Here is a 16,513-nt window from a genome sequence, read left to right as displayed (position 1 = left end):
GCCACCCCCGAGCAGGTCGTCCCGCTGCTGCCCGGCAGCCCGACCTGCACCGTACTGGTCACCGGCCGCCACCGACTGCCGTCCCTGATCGACCGGCACGGCGCCCACCACCTGCCCCTGGACGTCCTCACCACCAACGAGGCCCGCACCCTGCTGGCCGCACGCCTCGGCCGGCAACGAGTAGCCGACGAGTCAGAGGTGACCGACGAGCTGATCAGGCTGTGCGGACGGCACCCACTGGCATTGGCGATCACCGCCCGCAACGCCGTCACCCGACCCTGCATCCCCCTGACCGAAATCGCCGCGGAACTACGCGAACCGGGACTGGAAACCCTCGACCACGACACCGACCCCGCCGCCAGCCTGCCCACCGTCCTGTCCTGGTCCCTACGCCGCCTCACCGACCAGCAACGGACGGTGTTCGCACTACTCGGCATCGCCCCCGGTCCCGACACCACCGCGCCCGCCGTGGCCGCCCTCACCGACCTCCCCTCGGCCGGCGCACGCAAGGCGCTGTCGGCGCTCGAAGAGGCGTCGATGCTCGAACGACGTCCACAGGGCCGGTACGCGATGCACGACCTGGTCCGCGACTACGCCGCCACCATCGCCCAGGACCTGCCCGCCGACGTGCGGGAGACGGCCCTGGCCCGGGTGGTGGACTTCCACCTGCACACCACTTTCGCCGCGGACCGCCTCCTGGACCCCCACCGCCAGCTTCTGCGGCCCGACCCGCCCGCACCCGGCGTCCACCCACATCCGCTGCCCGACGCCGAGGCCGCGACGGACTGGCTGGAGGCCGAACACGCCACCCTGCTCGCCACCCAGCGCGCGGCCGTCGCCCTCGGTCGCCATCAGGTTGTCTGGCACCTCGCGTGGGCACTGGACGTCTTCCACGTCCGGCGGGGGTGCCTGCGCGACAGACTCGCCTCGTGGCGGGCCGCGCTGGACGCCTCCGCTCACCTACCGGAACCCACCACCCGCATCCGGGCACACCGGAACCTAGGCGACGCCTATACCTGCCTAGGTCTGCACAAGGAAGCCGTCGGGCACTTGGACCGGGCCCTCGCCTTGGCCGCGCGCCACCACGACACCACCGAACAGGCCTACATCCACCAAACGCTGGCGCTCACCTGGGAAGGACAGGGTGACGACCGGCAGGCACTGAACCACGCACGACACGCCCTCGACCTCCACCGCGCCCTCGACCAGCCGGTGTGGGAAGCGGACGCGCTCAGCCAGGTGGGTTGGTACGCCGCGCGCCTCGGTGACTTCGACACCGCCCGCGACCACTGCCGCGCCGCCCTCGCCCTGAACCGACACCACCACGACTCAATCGGTGAGGCGTCTACTTTGGACAGCCTGGGATTCATCGCCCACCGCACCGGCGACCACCGGCAGGCCGTCGAGCACTACCAGCAGGCCCTCGTCCTGTTCCGCACCCTCGGCTACACCTATGAGGTCCCGGATACCCTCGGCAAACTCGGCCACCTTCACGCCGCCCTCGGACACCACGACCAGGCCCGCACGGCGTGGCGGGAAGCCCTGGCGCTGTACCGGGAACAAGGCCGCGACACCGACGCCGAACGCGTCCAACAACAACTCGATGATCTCGGTGACACAACCGGCGACAGCCCGGATACCGTCGCGTGACCCACGGCCTTCCGCGCCACGCGGGAAACGATCATCGCGGAACGCGGGCGACCGGATTGCGCGGGTGCGGAAGCAGGCGTGCGGCTCATGACCGGTACCCGGTCGTGCCGTCACCGGACAGGACGGACACATCCACGGGCGGTCCTCGGCCTGGATGAGGTGTGCTGGCGCGGTCGACGCGGACATCGCCGGTCGTGACGACCGTGCCCAAGACCCGCAGCAGCATCTCGCGCAAGCACCGCTCGTACCGGCCCGCGGCTGCCAAGCTGACGTGCACACGCCCCGCATCGCGGCATACACAGACGTTCCGCGTGTTGCTGGACGTGGGAATGTCCTCACCTCTCGTCGCACCGTGGTGCGTGGCGGGAAGAATCGGGAGTGCTCATGGTCATTGCGATTGCCGAGCTTGTCGGAGTATGAGGAGTGGCTGCGCGAAGCCGGGTTCGCTCAGGTGAGGTTCCTGGCCGAGGATGGCACGGACGCCCACTGGAGCCGACGGCGCATGCTGATCCTGGCCCGCACCCCCGACTCCCCGATCCCGCAGATCCCCGATGCGGAGGCATCGGGCCGGCTGCGGCCGTCCGGGTTCACCGGCTGCACGCGGTGAAGATCCGGTCGGAGCGCGACACCACGCCCTGGTCTCGCGCACCACAGGACGGCAAGTCACCCATGGGAAATCCGGACGAAGACCAGGCACCGGTAGCGTCGCGAGAGACGCTCTCCGGGTTTTGATTCGTCGCGGGCCGCGATCGGGCTCAGGACTCCGAGTGTTCCGGGAAAAGTGCCACGTCGCCGATCCAGCCCTGGTCCGTGCTCAGGTGGGCGGCCTCGTCGTGGCCACGCCGGGGCGAACGCAGGTCCGGGCGCGGCCACCGGGTTCGGTGCGGTAGGTGTCTCACCGGGATACGGGCGGACGACGAACTCGACCTCGTGTCATCAGCAAGCCGCACAACCTGCACGGCACGACCGCAGGACAAGTCTGCAAGTACGGACCAGAACGCGACACCTCGCCTGGCGGACAGAGGATCCGTCACTGAGGCCCGGATCATGGACCATGATCCGGTCCTCAGGGAACGCGCACGAGCGATTACTCGACGTGCAGCCATCACATCGACTTGTTTGCTCTCCGAGCGGAGCACCCACCGGACGTTCACCAGACCTGTCGCATGATGAACACCTCCTGGAGGGAGCTGGCCGAACTCTTGCTTCACTGGGCTTCCCGCCCTGTCCTGCGGTAGTCGGCTCCCCGCTTTAGTCACTCCATCAGGTGACGCCGAGGAACGTCGGGTCGAGACGGTCACGCTGCACTGACTCCCTGACGACGGGTGAATCCTGGGTCTGGCCCACTTGGCGCGATCAGGTCGACCTCGCCGTCTGGCGCCGCGAGCTGAGCGGGACGGTCAGACTGTTTCGGCGTAGGCAGCCGCTGCGTTCTGTAGAGACAGTAGGAGGACGCGACCGGGGTAGTGGCGGCGATCGGGGTATATGGACCGGCAGTAGCGGTTCCAGTGGGCAATCGGAAACAGGCTCCGCGTCGACCGGGACACCACCTTCCGCGCGAGGACGCCTCCAAGGTCCGCACTTCGACGCTGTGGGACGGTCTCAACCGTATCGCTCGACGAGTGCGTTGCCGATCGAGGCCAGGTGGTCTCGCACACCCGGAGGGCCGGTCACTTCGAGCCATTCGACCAGTCCGGCGAGTTCGCCGGCGAGCGTGTACTCGTTGTGGCCGCGGATCAGGACCTTGATGCGGCCGTCGGTCGTGGAGCCTCCGACTTGGAGCCGACTGCCGAGCCCCATCCGGAGCAGGCCGATCCCGTGGGGCGCGCACACCGCCTGGATTTCGAGGGGCGTTCGCCTGCGGTCGATCTCGTCGGCGATCTCGTGCCAACTCTCGGCGAGGTCGAAGTCCTCGGGCCGGCGCACGGGATCGCCGGTCGGGTCGGCGGACGACACGCGGTCGATCCGGAAGGTCCGCCGGCCGGCCTCGGTGTCGGAGACGAGGTACCACGACGGACCTTTGGCGACGATGCCCAGTGGGTGGACGGTTCTCTCGGTTTCGGCGCCTTTGCTGTCGACGTAGCCGAGCCGCACCTGGACGCCGCGAATCACCGCGTCCTGGAGTTCGTCGAGGAAGCGAGGTGGTCGGTGCTCGACCCGACTCGACCCCCATCGTTGCGGGTCCATGACCAACGATGACGCTGCTGCCTCGGCCTGCACCCGGAAGGGCTCCGGCAGGGCGTGGACGAGCTTGCGCAGGGCTGCTTTCACGGCCGGCGTCGCAGCCGAAGCCGGGCCGGCAACCAGGAACAGGGCGCGGGTCTCACTCGAGGTCAACCCGGACAGGTCGGTGCGGGCGCCGCCTACGAGGCGCCAGCCGCCGCCTCGGCCCTGCATGGCGTACACGGGCACCCCGGCCATGGCGAGGGCGTCGAGGTCGCGGCGGGCGGTGCGCTCGGAGACCTCCAACTCCCGGGCGACCTCCGCTGCTGTCACCTGCTCGCGCCGTTGCAGCAGGAGGAGGACGGCCACCAGCCGGTCGGTTCGCACGCCGGCAACACTTCCACATGAAACCGGTCATGGGGTGACCGGTTTCGGTCGGCAGGATGGCGACACGACCTCACCGACGAGTCCCACCACCCACGATTGTGTCGGCCCCGGCCTGTCAGGGGTGCGCCGACGCCATCGTCGGGAACCTCCGTCGCCTGATCACCCCGAAAAGATTGTGAGGAAATTCGATGTTCAATCCAGCCGGCTTTCCCGAGCCCACCGTTGTTCCAGTCAACGGCGTGGAACTCGAAGTCTTCGAAGCAGGCCGACAGAATGCAGGAAAGCCCATTGTGCTGTGCCACGGCTGGCCGGAGCATGCCTTCTCCTGGCGCCACCAGGTGCCCGCCCTTGTCGCAGCGGGCTACCATGTCATCGTCCCGAACCAGCGGGGTTATGGCAACTCGTCCCGTCCGGCAGAAGTGACGGACTACGACATTGAACACCTGTCGGGTGATCTCGTCGGACTCCTCGATCACTACGGATACGAGGATGCGGCCTTTGTTGGTCATGACTGGGGTGCAATGGTCGTCTGGGGACTGACCCTGCTGCATCCGAACCGGGTGAACAAAGTGATCAACCTGAGCTTGCCTTACCAGGAGCGCGGAGAAAAGCCCTGGATCGAGTCCATGGAAGATGTGCTCGGTGGCGACTTCTACTTCGTCCACTTCAATCGGCGGCCAGGCGTCGCGGACGCCGTGTTCGAAGAGAACACCTTCCAGTTCCTTCGCAACATGTACCGGAAGAACGAGCCCCCCAGGGAGCCTCAGCCGGGTATGGCGTTGATCGATCTCGCCAGAGCGGAAACCCCACTCGGCGAGCCCGTGATGAGCGACAGTGAACTGGCCGTTTTCGTCTCCGCCTTCGAATCGACAGGGTTCACGGGCAGTGTGAATTGGTACAGAAACCTCGACCGCAACTGGCACTTGCTGGCGGACGTGGACCCGATCATCCAGCAGCCAACGCTCATGATCTACGGCGATCGGGATGCGGTCCAGAGGTCTGACAAGCCGGCCGAGTTCGTGCCCAATGTGGAAGTGGTCAATCTGGATTGTGGTCATTGGATCCAGCAAGAGAAGCCGGCAGAAACGAACCAGGCGATCACGAAATGGCTGGAACGGCAGGATGTCATTTAGTGGCTCGTGATCCGGTTCATGTCGCCTGAAACTCTTCGAGCCATCGGACAGTATGTGAATCTCTCTTCGGCCGAGGCCCGAGCTCGACCACTTGACGTGGTCGAAATGTGGGTAACGTGACCTCGCGGTTTCGGCCTGACCAGCTCATCGATACCGGTCAGGCCGACCTACCCGATGGCTAGGCCGTCGTGCTGACGTCGCCGGGGAACAGCGCACCGGCACCAGGAGTCGGAGTAGATCACGCAGTTCGCGAGCAGCTCGTTGCACTTGATGATCTTTTGCTGGTAGTCCGGGTCGTTGCGGCCGATCAACTCGCCGCCGAAGCGGGCCCGGTACAGGCGGTTCTTGCGGGAGTTGTCGCCCAGCCGCCGCAGCAGCGTCACCGACGACAGGCGGCCCTCGCTGATTGAGATCCCGGTGCACAGCAGATCCGTCCAGTGCGTCTCGATCAGCCCCGGTCGATCACGTGGTCGCCGAACAGCGAGTCGGTGTGCTCGAACCCGGTGTCCGCGCTGGGCCGGTAGAAGTTCAGGCCGGCCCAGTTGCGGATGCACGGGAGCAGGTCGAATCCCAGCAGCGCCGCGAGTCCGAAAACAGGCAGGGACTGGCCTTGGGTGTCGGCGTGGATGGTGTCGGGCTGAATGTCGGAGTCGTTGCGCAGTAACCCTTCGTTGATGTAGACGGCCTCCCAGACCCCGCACGGGACAACCACCGTCGGGCACAACACCATCGCACTTCTCATGCGCCGCAACGGAATCAAGGGCCTGCCCCGCCGACGCCGCCCGCGTCCGAGGCACGACACGCCACCGCGGTGGACCTGGTCGACCGCGACTTCGCCCGCGCCACGCCGATCCGGTGTAGGTCACCGACATCACCGAACGCCCGACCCGTGAGGGAAAGGTGTACTGCGCGGTCATCCCGACGTCCATTCCGCCGCGTCGTCGGCTGGTCGATCGACTCCGGTCAGACCGCCGCCCTGACGAGTCTCATGCCGTCGTTGGGCGGCGCCCTAGTACTGCAACGGCACTCAGGTGAGTGGGTAGCCGCGTCCTTTGTAGTGGCTGAGGCGGGCCTGGTGTTGGCGTCGTCGGCGCCAACACGACCAGGACCAGACATGCTCGACGGTGGGCCGGTGATGCAGGACCAGGTTGATCAGCAGGCGTCTGATCTCCGGTAACGTGAAGCCGATCATGCCCGGCTCGTCGTGGCCGGTTCCCCTTTTGTGGCAAGGCAACGCGACACCGCGAGCCAGGCGTGGGCGAGCATGGACAGGGTGATGTGGGCATACCAGGCCCGGAAGGACCGGACCTGGTAGTGATCCAATCCCGCCTCGTTCTTGGCCTGCTGGAAACACTCCTCGACCCGCCACCTCGCCCCGGCGATCCAGGCCAGGTCCAGCAGCGTGGCGCGCCGGGGCCCGTAGCAGAGGTAGAAGGCCAACTCGTCGGGCCGGGAGATCGAGCGGCGCGCGAGCAGCCAGTGTCCGCGTCCCGGTTTCCAGTCGGTGCGGATCGGCAGCCTCGCCCAGTCGTACTCGCGCGGGCCGTGCGCCCCCGCCCCCACCGACAACCGCCGCCACGCCTGCGCGGGCAGGCCCGCGACCAGCTCCTCGGCGGCGACCTGCCCGCCGTCGGTGGTAACCACCGCGTCGTTGCGGCGGGTCACCAGCACGTGGGCCGCGTCGCGGTGCTCCAACCAGGACCGCAGGTACCCGACCTGACCGTAGGCCTCGTCACCGGTCACCCACCCGAACGGCACCCTGGCGTCGAAGGCCCGCTCCAGCATGGCCATCGCCAGCCGGGGCTTGGTGGCGAACCCGACCCCGTCCGGAACGCCGGCGGCCCGGCAACGGTCCCGATCCGAGGTCCAGGACTCGGGCAGGTACAACTCCCGGTCGATCAACGCGTGACCGCGCGCCGAGCCGTAGGCCAGAAACACCCCGATCTGGCAGTTCTCCACCCGCCCGGCGGTGCCGGAGTACTGCCGCTGCACCCCCGCCGACCGCCGGCCCTTCTTCAGGAACCCGCTCTCGTCCCACGATCAACACCCCGTCGCGGTCACCCAGGTGCTCCACCACATAGTCGCGCAGGTCGTCACGCACACCGTCGACGTCCCAATCCGCCCGCCGCAGCAGCCGCTGCATCCCGTCCGGGGACACCTCACCGGCCCGCTCGGCCAGCGTCCAGCCGTTCTTGCGCTCCAACCCCGCGGTCAACCCCAGCAGATACTCCCGCGACCGGGCCCGCGGCTCCGACCGCGTGAACCGCCCCGCGATCAACACGTGCACCCGCTCCAACTCCGCCACAGCCAGATCCACAACCACACACCACATGATCCACTACGAGACACACGAGTGCCGTTGCAGTACTAGTGCTTGACAACTCCATACCGCCTGGTCATCGTCACGCCGTGAAGTCTCCGGCTAAAGTCGCTCCATGGTGACTAGAGCCGTGACCGAGTGGCTTCGCGACTCCGATCCGGCCTTGCGCTGGCAGGTCGAGCGCGATCTCGCGCATGAACCGCCCGAGGTGTGGGAAGCAACGCGGGCGAGGATCGCGACCGAGGGCTTCGGCGAGCGCCTGCTCGCGTTGCAGGACCCGGACGGCCAGTGGGCGGGCGGCGCGTTCTTCCCCGCGGACTTCGACTTTCACGGTCCCGAAGCGGCAGAAGATGCCGGGCAGCCCTGGACGGCGACGACGTGGACGCTCAACTCGCTGCGGGAGTGGGGTCTCGATGCCGACATCCTGCGTGAGCGTCGCACGGCCGAGCTGCTCGCCGAGAACAGCCGCTGGGAGTATGAGAACCTGCCGTACTGGGGTGGCGAGGTCGACTGCTGTATCAACGCCTGGACGGTCGCGAACGGTGTGTGGCTCGGCGTCGACGTCACCGGCATCGTCGGCTGGTTCCTCGAGCATCGACTGCCCGACGGCGGCTGGAATTGTGAGTGGGTCGACGGCTCGGAACGATCGTCGTTTCACTCGACGCTCAACTCCCTCAAGGGACTACTCGCCTACGACATCGCCACCGGAGGCACGGACGCGACGCGCGCTGCCCGGTGCTCCGGCGAGGAGTACCTCCTGCGGCGTGGGCTGTTCCGTCGCCTCTCGACGGGCGAGCCGGTGGCACCGTGGGTGGATCGCTTCGGCTACCCCTTCCGCTGGTGCTACAACGTGCTCAACGCAGCCGAGTACTTCCGCCAGGCTTCCCTGCTCGACGGCACGAGACCGGACCGGCGCATGGCTGACGCGATTGAGCTCATCCGTGCCGCCAGGCAGCCGGACGGCACCTGGCTCCAGGCAGGACGACAACCCGGGCGGGTGTGGTTCGAGGTCGACGCACCGACAGGGGAGCCGTCGAGGTGGCTGACTCTGTTCGGGACACGCGTGCTCGCCTGGTGGGACTCCCAGACTCCATAGTTGTGATGAGCCACCAGGCCATCGACCCCAGCTCGGGAGACACTCTGATGCTGCTGGTCGCCAGGGCCGAACAGGGATTCGCCGTCGTCGTGGCCAAGCAGGAACGTGAACCGGGCCAGGTCGGTGCCGAGCTGGCCGATGACCATCTCGTCCACGCCGGTCGGGCGCTTCTGCCGCTTGGCGACGATCTGACGATCTGCGGCTCGAACCCGGCGTTGCGATCGCGCGGCACGTCGATCTCCACCGGCCCCACGTCGTGAGCACGGTCTTGGAGCGGGTGCCGTTGCGCGAGTTGCCAGTACCCCGCCCGGCCGGGTCGTGCTTGACGTAACCCAGATGGTCGGTGATCTCGCCTTCCGAAGCGGACTCCAGCAGCCGCTTGGTCAGCTGCTGGAGCACCCCGCCTTCACCGGTCAACTTCAGTCCACCGGCGCGGGCCCGGCTGACCAACTGATCGCCCAACTTTCACAGTCCCAACGAACGCGTTGGGAACGCTCAGGTAGGCCAGTCGGAGCGGCATGGCCGTCATCGTGCCGCGTCAGTCGACGGCGCTCCGGAGCATGAGCACCCCTCGAGCTACCCGAACGCTGGTGCTGCTCGCGCTTCTCATCTGCATGGATGAATTTGTTATGAGGTACAACGTTGGCGATGCGGCACGGTCAGGCCTGGCGGGCAGTCCTTTGTCGTGGATCAATGCGGGCCTCGCTGGACGCGTCCTCGCGGCGGTGGGAGAGGGAGAGTTTCCTGGTCCGGCGCTGAAGACCCGTCTCACGGTGCGAGTTACGGGTAACCCGGGGCAGGAGATCATCCTTGGCGGCAACGGGCGTCTGGAGGCCACCGCCGCGTTCGAAGGCACCTACCACGGCGCCAAGGTCACTCCTGAATCTCCTGCGGTGACGAGTGCTCTCTGCTGTAGCCGACATGTGGCAGGGGCCGCTCGGCGTCGCCTGCTGTTCTTTGCTTCCTCGCCCGGCCGGCTGCCCGGGACGAACCGAGTGCCGAAGTCCGTCTGCTTCCGGTTGGTCAACGATTGCGGTCAGGTCGGGCGGGGCCCGACATGTGCGCAGTGGTGTTGTCCTCGTGGGCGAGCCCGTGCTATTCGCCGGTGGGGTGTCGCTGCTGTGAAGGCGGCGTTGTGGTGCTGCGCGCTCGACCCGCGGTCCGGTGGAGCGCTCCGCCAGGCGCTCCGCCCTCCGCAGCGCTTGGCGGACGATGACGTTGCCGCGGTCGGGCTGGAGCTGCCTGCGGAACGTGTGCAGGGCCGAGTGCACGCGTCCGGAGCGGGCCCAGGCGCACTCGTCGAGGAAGTGCTGCCAGGTGGTGCACGCCAGTTCCGGATTCCCTCGGTGCAGCTGCAGCTCGGCCAGGTAGTGGGTGGTCAGCAGGCGGGAGCGGCGCTCGCCCTCCGAGCGGTGTCCCAACGACTCGCGCAGCGCGGCCTCGGCGTGTTTGTGGTCGAGCAGGAACGCCAGTGCCTGGCCCGCCAGGTGCCCCACGTCCGCCCGGTCGATGCGCCCGGTGGACCGCGGGTCGTCGTCGACCTTCTCCAGGAGCATCTCGGCCTTGCCCAGCAGGTCGAGGGCCGTCTTCCGGTCGACGAGGGCGGCGTGCGCGACGGCGGCCTGGGCGAGGAGCACAGCGCCAGTGCATCCGGGCGATCCACTTGTCGCGCGGGGTCAGCCGCCACGCCAGGACGGCTTGGTGTTCGGCGGTGTCGGCCGCACGTGGGTTGGGGCGGGTGGGCTTGTGGCCGCACAGGGCACGCTGTCGAGTCGGGTTGGTGATCATGTTCGGTGGCTCCTTGCTAGAGAACGGTTGTGTCGTATGCGCCGTACGGGTGACTTGCTCCACTTGTGTTGTTCGGCATGCGTACCGTTGTGTCATGTCGTCCTCATCCGACGGTGCTGTTGATGGCACCGAGGGGCCGTTGGCGGAATTTGCCGCGCTTCGCGAAGAGATACAGGACCGTGTGAAGGCCCAACAGCAGATGCTGTCGTTGCAGTTGACCTTGACCGGTGCCATATTCGGATTCGCTGTTACGCGTCCGGGAATGACCGCACTACTGTTGATCGTCCCGTTCGGTTCGTATCTCCTGTGCGGTCGCCTTGTGGCACAGCACTTCGGCACGCTCAGGGTTGCGGCGTACATCAAGGACGAGCTGAGCGGCCGGGTGCCCGGAGGGCTTGGCTGGGAGCGGTGGTTGGAGGACCGCCAAAGGCGGCGTCCTCATTTCCTGGGATCCACGTTGCCGCTGTTGTTTACTTTCACCGGTGCGAGTGTCCTGGCCTTGGCGTGGACGACCGGATACGTATTCGGTCGCCACGGTGTGTCGGTACTCGCCCGCCTCGGTCTCGGCGCATTGTGGGTTCTCGGTCTTGCCGCAGCCGTTTCCTGCACCGTCCTCGTGCTGCAGATGGCCAACCGCCTGCCGGTTCGTAGTTGGGCTCAGACCGGGCTGTCCTGACCCGTGCAGCGGTGTCTTCGCCTCCCGCGCTCCGGCGTCAGCCGTTGCGGCGCGGATCGGCGTTGAGCGTCTGCGCGACGGACTCTCCTCGGTGCACCGGCCGCAGCAGGCCTCGACTGCGCAAGGCGTGGCCGACTGTCGGGCGTCCGGGTGGGCCCAAAGCCGGCCACGGTCGCGTGAGTTCGTGCCGTCCGGCGCACGGGTAGCCGTTGTCGAACTTGTCCTTCGCCGAGTGCCCGTGCGGCCGGCACGCCGCGCCGGTCGACGCTCCGTCCGCATCCGGCTCGGCGAGTGCGGCCGACGGTGTCACCCAGACCAGATCGGCCGCGACGGCGCCGACTGCGGCCAACATCCTGTGCGATTTCATGTGGTTCCTCCCTGTGGGCGGGTCGATCGACCCAGCCGTGAGCTTCCCGGCGGCACGCAGAAGACCCACTGCGCGTTCGTTGAATGGCGTGCTCTGGCGCTGTCGCCCGAACAGCCCCTGAAGTCGTTGCCCGCACGCGGTAAGCAGATGTGGTGGGGGTCGAACGGGCAGCACTGGTACTGGGTGTCCTGGGCGACGTCGAAGCCTGGTTGCACGGCGAGCGCGTCGACCTCGGGCACACCCGCCAGCGCGGCGTGCTGGGTGTCCTGCTGTTCGAGGCCAACCGGGCCGTGTCCGTCGACCGCCTCATCGACCGGATCTGGGGCGAACATCCACCTCACACGGCACGCTCGGCACTGCGCGCCTACCTGTCGCACCTGCGACAGGCACTCGCGCCGACCGGGGTGACGATCACCCGCCAAAGCAACGGGTACGTCCTGTCCATCGCAGCCGACGCCATCGACCTGCACCGCTTCCGGGAGTTGCTCGCGTCGGCACGCAAGCAACCCGACCCAAGCCGTGCCCTCACACTCGCCGACCACGCACTGGCGCTGTGGCGAGGGGAACCGCTGGCGGAACTGGACACCCCGTGGGCGCAGTCAGTGCGGCGGACACTGCTCCAGGAACGCTTCGCGGCCCGGCTCGACCGCATCGACTGGGCCCTGCACGACGGCCGGCACGCGGAACTGCTGAGCGAACTGACCGCGCTGGCCGCCGACCACCCGTTGGACGAACGGCTCGCCGCCCTGCTCGTGCTCGCCTTGTACCGCAGTGGCCGCCAAGCCGACGCGCTGCTCCACTACGACCGGCTGCGCCGGCAACTCGCCGAGGAACTCGGTGCCGATCCCAGCCCACCGGTCCGCGAGTTGCACGAACGCATCCTCCGTGCCGACCCCGGGCTGCTCCCGCCTCCAACGGCCACACCGGCACCGAGGCGAAGCGTCACACCGGCGCCGAGCCGAAGCTCCTTGCCGTCACCGTCCGCCCGCCGCGTCCCAGCCCTGATCGCGGTGCTGGCGTGCATAGCCGGTGCGGTCACCCTGCTCGCCGCGGATTCCCCTGTGGATCGGCCGTCCACCACACAGCCAACGGCACTTTCGCCAACTACCCCGCTTCCCTCCGGCGGCTACCGGATCAAGCTCGCGCACTCGACGCTATGTCTGTCCGAAGATCCGACCGACGACAGCGGCCGGGTCTATCAGCGCGACTGCGCCCGCGCCATGCCGACGATGGCGCTGCGCCGGGTGCGCGACGACGTCTACCGGGTACTGACCCACCACCCGCAGTTCGGCGGCGGGTGCATGGGCGTCCCCAAGGCATCGACGAACACCGGCGCGGCGGTGTACAACCACTTCTGCGATACCGGCGCCGCCGAGGAGTTCCGACTGGTCCCAGTCGACCGCCCGGCGGCGGGCTTCCGCCTCCGCGCGGTGCACAGCAACCTCTGCCTGGGCGTGCTCGACGTCTCGATGACCGACTGGGCACCGGTCTTCCAACTGCCGTGCGACCCGTCCGGGTCCGGCCAAACCTTCACCTTCGAACCTCGCCCCTGACCGCACCGGGCAGGGCGGTTGGCGCTGACCAACCAACCCACTACCTTGCACTTCGGAACAGTTTCAGAAGTCCTGGGCCTGGACGTGCGCATCGTCGTCGACGAGATCCTCACCGTCCTGCGCGACGTGCCCGGCTTCCGCGACGAACAACACCTGTGGATGGCCAATACCCGCGAATGGCCGGGCAAGGTATGCACCTGCTCGACCACGACCCCGCCGGCTCCCGCGTCACGCATGCAACAACGGCAAGGCCAAGACCAACTCCGGCCTGCTGCCCTACCTGCACCGCCAGCTCAACCGGTGGCGCACCGCCGAGGCCCACGGCAGTTGGGACGACGACTTCGTGCCACCCACACCGGTGCAGCGCGGTCGACTTCGCCGCCTGGGCCCTGCGCCAAACGCTCCGGACTTCTCCGCCGGACCAGCAGGTCGCCGAACTCACCGCCACCATCACCAGACCCGACGGCACACCTGTGCCCCACACCGCCCTGAACTTCCTGCTCGACCGCGCCTACTGACCCGCTAGCGAGTGTCGCCGGCGCGGCCTCGGCCTGACGCTGGTCCGCACACGTCCGCACCCCCAACGCGACGGGAGCCAGACGAACAGACCCTGCGGGGGGAGGTCCGCACAGCGGTCGACATCGTGGCGACGTCGCTCTAGCGGCTGAGGACAATCGAGCTGAACCCCTGGTCAGCGCCTCACCGAGGGAGCGGCGGCCACGCCGCACCCGCTGACACCGAAGAACTTCCCCGACACTATTGCCCTTTGCCGCCAACCGAGCGTCTATGAGCGTGTCATACCGTCCGGAAACGCGGCACAACCTGGCGGGTGCGCTACCTCAAAGACGACGGCACCCTGGGCTCGGTCCCCGAATTCACCCACAAGACGTTGGCCGACGATTACGCCGACACCCTCGAAACCGATCAACGCCGAGGGACCTGGATCGACTCGGCGGCAGGCTGGACAACGGTGGCGGAATGGGCCGACGACTGGCTCGACGCCCTCGACCTGTCCCGCACCACCGAAATTCAGTACCGCAGCCTGGTCACCAACCACATCCGGCCCTGCTGGGGCCGAACCTCCCTGGCCGATATCACCGGCCTGGCCGTCGCCGCTTGGCGCAAGCAACTCGCCACCCGCTACGCGCCCTCCACCGTCACCACCACCGTCGAAGTGCTGTCCGACGCCGCCGACGACAAACTCATCCCCGCCAACCCCATCCGACCCCGCCGTCGCGGCAAACGCCATGCGAACGCATCGTCGGGGTTGGGCCGGCAGTCTCCGTCGTAGTCGACGCCTCATCGACCGTGATCGTCGACATTCCGGTGCCTCCAGCGTGCTGGGCCTGGTGCAGTCGTGCGTACCAGCCGCCTGCCGCCACCAGTTCGTCGTGCCGGCCGCGCTCGACCACGCGTCCGTCGCGCATGACCAGGATCAGGTCGGCGGCCCGGACCGTGCTCAGCCGGTGCGCGATCACCAGGCATGTCCGCTCGCGCAGGAACGGTTTCAGGGACTCCTGGATCCTCTGCTCGGTCACGGTGTCGCAGTGCGAGGTGGCCTCGTCGAGCACCACGATCTGCGGCCGCTTCAGCAGCAACCTGGCGATGGCCAGCCGCTGGCGTTCGCCTCCGGACAGCCGCAGGCCGCGGTCGCCCAGGACCGTGTCCAGACCTGCGGGCAACTGTTCGATCAACGGCCAGATCCAGGCGTCCTGGCAGGCGGCCACCAACTCGTCGGTGCTCGCCTCCGGGCGCGCCAGCAGGAGGTTCGCGCGGATGGTGTCGTTGAACAGGAATGTTTCCTGGGTCACGACGCCGACGGCGGCCCGCACGTCGTCCAGGCGCAATCGCCGGATGTCCACGCCGTCGACCAGTACCTGGCCGTCGGTCACGTCCCAGGAACGGGTCAGCAGTCGGGTGAGGGTGGACTTGCCCGCGCCGGAGAATCCCACGATGCCGACCGTGCTGCCCGGCTCGGCGGTGAAGTCCACGGCTGTCAGCACCGCGTCCCTCCCGGCACCGTCATCGATGTCGCCGGCCAGCGACGGCACCACCAAGGCGTCCGGGGACGGGTAGCCGAACCCGACATCGCGGAAGGCCACTGACGGAGGCGTACCCGTGCGTGGCAGCCGCCGCGCCCCCGGCTGTTCGGCGATGCGCGGTGCGAAGTCCAGCACCTCCCGCGCCCGGTCGAACGCCACCAGCCCGGCCACCAGTTGGGCACGCACGCCCGGCAGCGCGGTCAACGGCCCGTACAGCCGGGCCAGCAACGCCACCAGGGCGACCATCGTGCCGACACTGAGTGCCCCCGAGATCACCAACTGCCCGGAGACCACATAGACCACCGCCGTGGTCAACCCGATCACGGAGGTGAGCACGGCGCCCAAGGCGGCGGCCACCCCGGCGCGCCGCACCGACACCGTGCGGACCCGGTCCGCGCGCACCCGGAACCCCGGCAACTCGCAGTCCGGGCGGCTGTAGTGCCGGATCACCTCGGTGCCGTCCGGGCTCAGCCGCTCCGCGACCAGGGTGTCCAGGTCGGCCTGGGAGGTCAGCACGTCCTGCCCCGCCCGGCGCAACGCCGCGGTGAACTTCGACGTCAGCAGGTACAGCAAGGGCAACAGCACAAGCACGAGGACGACCAGCCGCCACTCCATCACCGCCACGGCGCCGCCTGCGGCGACCAGCATCACCACAGCGCCGACAGCGGCCGGGATTGTCGAGGACACCACGCTCTGCACACCGGTCACGTCACCGTGCACGCGGGAGACGACGGCACCCGTCCTGGCCGCCGTGAAGAAGCCCGGCGCTTGCCGCTGGAGGTGAGCGAACAGGTCGGTGCGCAGGCGGAGCACCACGTCCTCGGCTACCGTGGCGGCGTATCTTCGTTCCACATAGGACAGACCTGACTGGCCGAGGCCGACAGCCGCCAAGACCCCGCCCAGCAGCCACACCGCGCGGGAGTCCCCACGCAGCACCCCGTGATCGATGAGCCGCTGCCCCACCAGCGCGGGTGCAACCGCGATCGCGGAGGACAGCGCGATGATGCCCACCAACACGGCGATCCGAGCGCGGAAGGGGCGCAGGAAGCGGAGCAGAGCGGTGTACGAACGCTCAGGCACGGGCACGTCCTCTCCGTGGCGGCAGGGCGGGTGGCCGCTCCCACTTCGACTGGGAGCGGCCACCCGAGGAATGCGGGTCGATCAGACGAAGCTCTGGTGGCAGGTCACCGAGGCGCTGCTGTGATCGGTGCCGGGGTTGCAGCACGAGAAGCTCCAGCCGCTGGCCATCGCTTCGACCTCATCGGTGTTCGCCATTCCCTGCAGGTCGTAGACCGACATGTGACTCATCTCCTTCGTGGTTGGGTGAACTGCCTCAAA

13 protein-coding genes and 3 pseudogenes are annotated in these 16,513 nt (G+C 68.1%); 7 read left to right on the top strand and 9 right to left on the bottom strand.

Annotation, left to right across the window (positions count from 1 at the left end):
- A partial coding sequence (locus FHS29_RS04750) for a tetratricopeptide repeat protein (RefSeq protein WP_184688510.1) occupies positions 1-1,650 on the top strand: 1,650 nt, incomplete at its 5' end.
- Between the two features lie 406 nt (positions 1,651-2,056).
- The gene (locus tag FHS29_RS04745) at positions 2,057-2,257 is read left to right on the top strand and encodes a hypothetical protein (protein WP_184688508.1); all 201 of its coding nucleotides are present in this window, start codon (positions 2,057-2,059) and stop codon (positions 2,255-2,257) included.
- A 995-nt stretch (positions 2,258-3,252) separates the two neighbouring features.
- On the opposite strand, the gene FHS29_RS04740 is transcribed toward FHS29_RS04745, so the two are convergent.
- Positions 3,253-4,200, bottom strand: coding sequence for a helix-turn-helix transcriptional regulator (locus tag FHS29_RS04740; protein WP_184688507.1), 948 nt, complete (start codon positions 4,198-4,200; stop codon positions 3,253-3,255).
- A 188-nt stretch (positions 4,201-4,388) separates the two neighbouring features.
- On the opposite strand from FHS29_RS04740, the gene FHS29_RS04735 reads away from it, so the two are divergent.
- Complete coding sequence (locus tag FHS29_RS04735; RefSeq protein WP_184688505.1) at positions 4,389-5,333, top strand: alpha/beta fold hydrolase; 945 nt, start codon at positions 4,389-4,391, stop codon at positions 5,331-5,333.
- 167 nt (positions 5,334-5,500) lie between these two features.
- Here FHS29_RS04735 and FHS29_RS38435 read toward each other — a convergent pair whose 3' ends face one another.
- The 3 genes and pseudogenes from FHS29_RS38435 to FHS29_RS04725 all read right to left on the bottom strand — a co-directional run bounded on the left by FHS29_RS38435 (position 5,501) and on the right by FHS29_RS04725 (position 7,656).
- Positions 5,501-5,716 (bottom strand): hypothetical protein, encoded by a 216-nt coding sequence (locus FHS29_RS38435; RefSeq protein ID WP_376774386.1) that lies wholly within the window; start codon positions 5,714-5,716, stop codon positions 5,501-5,503.
- A gap of 3 nt (positions 5,717-5,719) precedes the next feature.
- Positions 5,720-6,063, bottom strand: a pseudogene (locus tag FHS29_RS04730) (Tn3 family transposase); the annotation flags it as partial.
- A gap of 458 nt (positions 6,064-6,521) precedes the next feature.
- A pseudogene (locus FHS29_RS04725) lies at positions 6,522-7,656 on the bottom strand (IS701 family transposase).
- A 127-nt stretch (positions 7,657-7,783) separates the two neighbouring features.
- Between FHS29_RS04725 and FHS29_RS04720 the strand changes: the two are divergent.
- A complete protein-coding gene (locus tag FHS29_RS04720; protein WP_312864746.1) occupies positions 7,784-8,749 on the top strand; it encodes a squalene cyclase in 966 nt (321 codons plus the stop codon).
- A gap of 137 nt (positions 8,750-8,886) precedes the next feature.
- On the opposite strand, the pseudogene FHS29_RS04715 reads toward FHS29_RS04720, so the two are convergent.
- Both FHS29_RS04715 and FHS29_RS04710 read right to left on the bottom strand, forming a co-directional pair.
- A pseudogene (locus tag FHS29_RS04715) lies at positions 8,887-9,211 on the bottom strand (transposase); the annotation flags it as partial.
- Between the two features lie 197 nt (positions 9,212-9,408).
- The gene (locus FHS29_RS04710; protein WP_184688502.1) at positions 9,409-10,386 is read right to left on the bottom strand and encodes an NsdA family TPR-like regulatory protein; all 978 of its coding nucleotides are present in this window, start codon (positions 10,384-10,386) and stop codon (positions 9,409-9,411) included.
- Between the two features lie 245 nt (positions 10,387-10,631).
- Here FHS29_RS04710 and FHS29_RS04705 point away from each other — a divergent pair, with 245 nt between their 5' ends.
- Entirely contained in the window at positions 10,632-11,213 is a 582-nt protein-coding gene (locus FHS29_RS04705; protein ID WP_184688500.1) for a hypothetical protein, read from the top strand.
- 37 nt (positions 11,214-11,250) lie between these two features.
- Here FHS29_RS04705 and FHS29_RS04700 read toward each other — a convergent pair whose 3' ends face one another.
- Positions 11,251-11,580, bottom strand: coding sequence for a hypothetical protein (locus tag FHS29_RS04700; RefSeq protein ID WP_184688498.1), 330 nt, complete (start codon positions 11,578-11,580; stop codon positions 11,251-11,253).
- Between the two features lie 152 nt (positions 11,581-11,732).
- On the opposite strand from FHS29_RS04700, the gene FHS29_RS04695 reads away from it, so the two are divergent.
- A complete protein-coding gene (locus FHS29_RS04695; RefSeq protein WP_184688497.1) occupies positions 11,733-13,133 on the top strand; it encodes an AfsR/SARP family transcriptional regulator in 1,401 nt (466 codons plus the stop codon).
- 829 nt (positions 13,134-13,962) lie between these two features.
- Positions 13,963-14,424 carry a hypothetical protein gene (locus FHS29_RS04690; RefSeq protein ID WP_184688495.1) on the top strand — a complete coding sequence of 154 codons (462 nt, stop codon included), beginning with the start codon at positions 13,963-13,965 and terminating at the stop codon, positions 14,422-14,424.
- Here FHS29_RS04690 and FHS29_RS04685 read toward each other — a convergent pair.
- Together FHS29_RS04685 and FHS29_RS04680 are read right to left on the bottom strand one after the other, a co-directional pair.
- Positions 14,336-16,255 carry an ABC transporter ATP-binding protein gene (locus tag FHS29_RS04685; protein WP_184688494.1) on the bottom strand — a complete coding sequence of 640 codons (1,920 nt, stop codon included), beginning with the start codon at positions 16,253-16,255 and terminating at the stop codon, positions 14,336-14,338. The genes FHS29_RS04690 and FHS29_RS04685 overlap by 89 nt on opposite strands.
- Before the next feature lie 81 nt (positions 16,256-16,336).
- On the bottom strand, positions 16,337-16,474 hold the full coding sequence (locus FHS29_RS04680) for a hypothetical protein (protein ID WP_184688492.1): 138 nt from the start codon (positions 16,472-16,474) through the stop codon (positions 16,337-16,339).
- Positions 16,475-16,513: the final 39 nt, after the last annotated feature.

This window comes from Saccharothrix tamanrassetensis (assembly GCF_014203665.1).
Classification (GTDB): Bacteria; Actinomycetota; Actinomycetes; order Mycobacteriales; family Pseudonocardiaceae; genus Actinosynnema; species Actinosynnema tamanrassetense.
This window is presented reverse-complemented; position numbering and strand designations above follow the sequence as displayed.